The following is a 4,213-nucleotide window of genomic DNA, read 5'->3' on the forward strand; positions in this document are numbered from 1 at the left end:
ACGGGGCATAAAACCGGCCTGCACGATCCCCTGTGTACTGTATTTATCGTGGCCGGATGTGGTGTATCCGACGGTGATATTGTTGCCGGCGGCAATAGTGCTGGGTATAGCGCTGGTGATCACGTCATCGATGTTTAAGAAGTATATATAGCGCTGCACGATGGAATGCAAAACGGTTTTTTGTTTTGTATTCCATCGTCAGCAGACAAGCCGCACGGCGGCGCGTCAGTGATTGTTATACGTATCTGAGACTTCTTTTTTTTGTCAGGTTAACTTTATACTGTGTTATTTGGGTGATATTATTACACTAAGATATCCCATTAAATAAATGGTTTTTAATATGAAAGAGTTAGAGTTAATCGCACAAAAACTGATTGAACAAAACGAAGAAGAACAATGCCGGAAAAAGGAAGAAGACAAAGTATTAATCAGTAAACTCGTTGAAATCTATGACCAAAAATATGTTGCTGAGGCACTTCGGGCTATTAGTCATAGCGACTGGACTCGTGAAACACTTAATCGCTGGTTAAATGGTAAGATGGTGCAAAAGCAATTAACTGAACTGGAAGTACAGATGCTCAATAGTTTGTTGCCATCACCGCCTGAACACCATCCAAATTACACTTTTCGTTTTATTGACCTGTTTGCTGGCATTGGTGGGATCAGAAAAGGATTTGAAGACATTGGCGGGCAATGTGTATTCACCAGCGAATGGAATAAGGATGCCGTTCGTACTTACAAAGCAAACTGGTATTGCGATCCTGAAGAGCATGTCTTTAATTCTGATATCAGGGATATAACTCTGAGTCATGATATTTCTGTCAGTGATCAAGAAGCATACCAAAATATAGATCGTGAAATCCCCAATCATGATGTATTACTGGCAGGTTTCCCTTGTCAGCCTTTTTCTCTTGCAGGAGTATCAAAGAAAAATTCATTAGGCCGTGCTCATGGTTTTGAATGTGAAACGCAGGGAACATTGTTTTTTGATGTAGCCCGGATCATTGCTGCCAAAAAACCGGCCATTTTCTTGCTGGAAAATGTGAAAAACCTGAAAAGCCATGATAAAGGGAAAACTTTTCGGGTTATTGTGCAGGCATTGGATGAATTGGGATATTCAGTTGCAGATGTTGAACATAACGGGAAAGATGATCCAAAGATTATTGATGGTCAAAATTTCCTGCCACAACATCGTGAACGTATTGTTCTGGTTGGATTCAGGCGTGACCTGAATATTCACCAGGGATTTACCCTCAGAAACATGAATCAACTTTTTCCTGCACAAAGACCGACTCTTAAAGAATTACTGGACAGTAATGTTGATAAAAAATATATCCTTACTCCTGCGTTATGGAAATATTTATACAACTACGCGAAAAAACATCAGGCAAAAGGAAATGGTTTTGGTTTTGGTCTGGTTTTCCCTGATAACCCGAATAGTGTTGCCCGCACCTTATCCGCCCGTTACCATAAAGATGGCTCTGAAATACTTATCGACCGGGGTTGGAACAGGGAGCTTGGAGAGAGGGATTTTGACAATGAAGAAAACCAGAAAAACAGACCAAGAAGGCTGACACCTCGCGAGTGTGCACGTTTGATGGGATTTGAATCACCCGGTGGCACAACTTTTCGCATTCCCGTATCGGATACTCAGGCCTATCGGCAATTTGGCAACTCTGTGATTGTTCCTGCTTTTGCTGCTGTAGCTCAGTTACTGGCACCTTATATTGCCAAAGCAATTGCGCTAAAAAACAGCAAAAAAGTGGCATAAGGTCTGATTATGGCTGATGTTCACCCTTCTGCAATTCGTAGCAAGAATATGAAAGCAATACGAAATTGTGACACAGCCATTGAAATAAAGCTGGCAGCGATCCTTGAAGATGCTGGCTTTCAGTTTCGGACACAGGTAAAAGAATTACCGGGAAAACCTGATTTTGTAATCGATGAATACCGAAAAATTATTTTCACTCATGGGTGTTTCTGGCATCACCATGAGTGCTATCTGTTTAAAGTCCCGATGACCAGAACCGAATTTTGGATGAACAAATTTGAGAAGAATGTATTACGGGATAAAGCTATTAATGAGAAGCTCAGGAGTGATGGCTGGCACGTTATGGTTATCTGGGAATGTGCTATAAAAGGCAGATTCAGATTACCCGTTCAGGAATTATCTGAAAGAATAGAAGAGTGGATTTGTGCAGGCAGTGATTCTGTAGAAATTGATACTAAAGGGATACATAATAAAAATGTTTGAGCAGTTATCTGATCATTTCGAAGTCGCAGTTGCAAAATATCTTTCGGCTGTTGATGTTGATCCTAAAAAATCAAATCAACATGAAATTGGTGGATTGGTCAAAGCAGGATTTTCAAGATATCTTCCCGTTCCCGAACGAGGGGAAAAAATATTTTTTAAGGCAACGCTGACTTATATTGCCGGAGAAGATAGCGAGCCGGTCATCTGTGAAGATCAATTAACGTGGTACGATACTCGTTATAACCAGCCAAACAGATCAGCTGAATATCGTATGTATTATAAAACGAATCCTGTTTCATCTTTGATGAATGAAGGTGATTTTTTTCTAATTATCAAACGTAATAATGGCGATTTGCTGCTTATTATAACTCCCCCGGGATCTTCAGTTGAATTGCAGCTGAATACTTTATTTGGGTTGGGTAATATTGGTCATCATTTTTCCCGATCTTCGATTGAGGAAAAATCACTTATCCTTCCGGTCAGGATGTTATTTGAAGACCTGGGAATAGAACTTGAAGAACCTGAATGTAAAAATGAAAATTTACTGGAAACATTATTAAGGCATTTTCCGGCTGGTTTTCCTAAGTCAAAAGAATTTTCTTTACTGGCAAGGGAAATGGCCTCAGGTGAACCAATAAATGAACCCGATAATACACTGATGCTATGGATGGAACAGGAAGAAAAATTATTTAAAACATATGAACGTTATCAGGTAGCGAAAAAATTATCGCAGGGATTTGGAGAGAATGGGAATGATGTTGATGAATTTATTCATTTCTCATTGAGTGTTCAGAACAGGCGAAAATCCCGTGCTGGTTTTGCCTTTGAAAATCACCTGGATCATCTTTTCTCATTGCATAATCTGCAATTTCAACAGGGTTCTGCCAAAAATATAACAGAGAATAAGTCTAAACCCGATTTTCTTTTTCCATGTTTTTCTGCTTATCATGATAAATTTTTTCCTCAGGAAAAGTTGCGATTGCTTGGCGCAAAAACGACATGTAAAGATCGCTGGAGACAAGTATTGGCTGAAGGAGACCGAGTGGCACGTAAGCATCTGATAACGATGCAGCCAGGGATAAGTGAACAACAGCTGACAGAAATGAAGAGTAAATCGCTACAGTTAGTGGTGCCTGAATCTGTTAAGTCATTCTATCCAACATCCTGTGCCAATGATTTACAGAATATTATGGAGTTCATTACTGAGATCAAGGAAATCCAAAGATTAACTCAATGACTTTGCAAACAGAACACTGTACTGCATTTATGTAAGTACCTTTTCTCTGAGGTGACCATTCAGGTGGTCACCATGCTCCGCACCTGTCATTCCACAAGGTGCTATATGTCATATTTTCTTTTGTCACTCATTCTGCAGCCTATTGAAGATACTTTGACGGCACATTCACCACCTGTGTCATCCATTCAAACCAGTCACAGGCTTTACAGGCTTGGGTATCCAGCTTCGGATCGAAATGATAGTGATGATGCGAGATATCTTCACAATATCCCACAAAAGGCTGATCAATACGGTGAAGCTGAATAGCCGCCGCTTGCTCTTTCGAATCAGGAAAAAATGCCCCACCGATTTCCGCAAACATGTCGGTATCATCCTGCTGTGCGTCACAGTGTTCGCAATGGTTTATCCAGTGTTGCCTGCGCAGCCGTTGGCTGACCGCTTTGCGCAGCGTGTGATGAAAACCGGGCAGCACGCTACGCACCATAGTGGGAATGTCGGCGACATAAAACAGAAACGCCGGGCTGTCCTGCTCTGAGTAGTCAACTTCAGTGTGGGTTTCGTCGTCATCGTCATCGTCATCATCCGCTTCCAGCATGTTATGCCCGGCAGGCAACATAAACGCGGTGACGGTGGTGTGTTCCTGGCAGTGTGGGCACGGTGTCCGGGTCTGGGCGAGATACCAGAATTCGGCATGGACATTGTAGAACGGTAACCAGTTCATA

At 41.5% G+C, this 4,213-nt stretch carries 5 protein-coding genes; 4 read left to right on the forward strand and 1 reads right to left on the reverse strand.

All coding sequences use genetic code 11. The features are described 5' to 3' along the window. From AAY47_RS23095 to AAY47_RS19130, 4 genes are all read left to right on the forward strand, one after another. A partial coding sequence (locus tag AAY47_RS23095) for a DUF4400 domain-containing protein (protein ID WP_152669845.1) occupies nucleotides 1–151 on the forward strand: 151 nt, incomplete at its 5' end. A gap of 189 nt (nucleotides 152–340) precedes the next feature. Further along, nucleotides 341–1,771 carry a DNA cytosine methyltransferase gene (locus tag AAY47_RS19120; RefSeq protein WP_047771927.1) on the forward strand — a complete coding sequence of 477 codons (1,431 nt, stop codon included), beginning with the start codon at nucleotides 341–343 and terminating at the stop codon, nucleotides 1,769–1,771. A gap of 9 nt (nucleotides 1,772–1,780) precedes the next feature. Next, nucleotides 1,781–2,254 carry a very short patch repair endonuclease gene (locus AAY47_RS19125; protein ID WP_047771929.1) on the forward strand — a complete coding sequence of 158 codons (474 nt, stop codon included), beginning with the start codon at nucleotides 1,781–1,783 and terminating at the stop codon, nucleotides 2,252–2,254. After that, on the forward strand, nucleotides 2,247–3,491 hold the full coding sequence (locus tag AAY47_RS19130) for a type II restriction endonuclease (protein ID WP_047771930.1): 1,245 nt from the start codon (nucleotides 2,247–2,249) through the stop codon (nucleotides 3,489–3,491). Before AAY47_RS19125 ends, AAY47_RS19130 begins: the two co-directional genes overlap by 8 nt. Before the next feature lie 139 nt (nucleotides 3,492–3,630). Here AAY47_RS19130 and AAY47_RS19135 read toward each other — a convergent pair. Beyond that, nucleotides 3,631–4,213: hypothetical protein (locus AAY47_RS19135; protein WP_047771931.1), on the reverse strand; the 583-nt coding region annotated here is incomplete at its 5' end.

The sequence above is a fragment of the Xenorhabdus griffiniae genome, assembly GCF_001028135.1.
Taxonomy (GTDB): Bacteria; Pseudomonadota; Gammaproteobacteria; order Enterobacterales; family Enterobacteriaceae; genus Xenorhabdus; species Xenorhabdus bakwenae.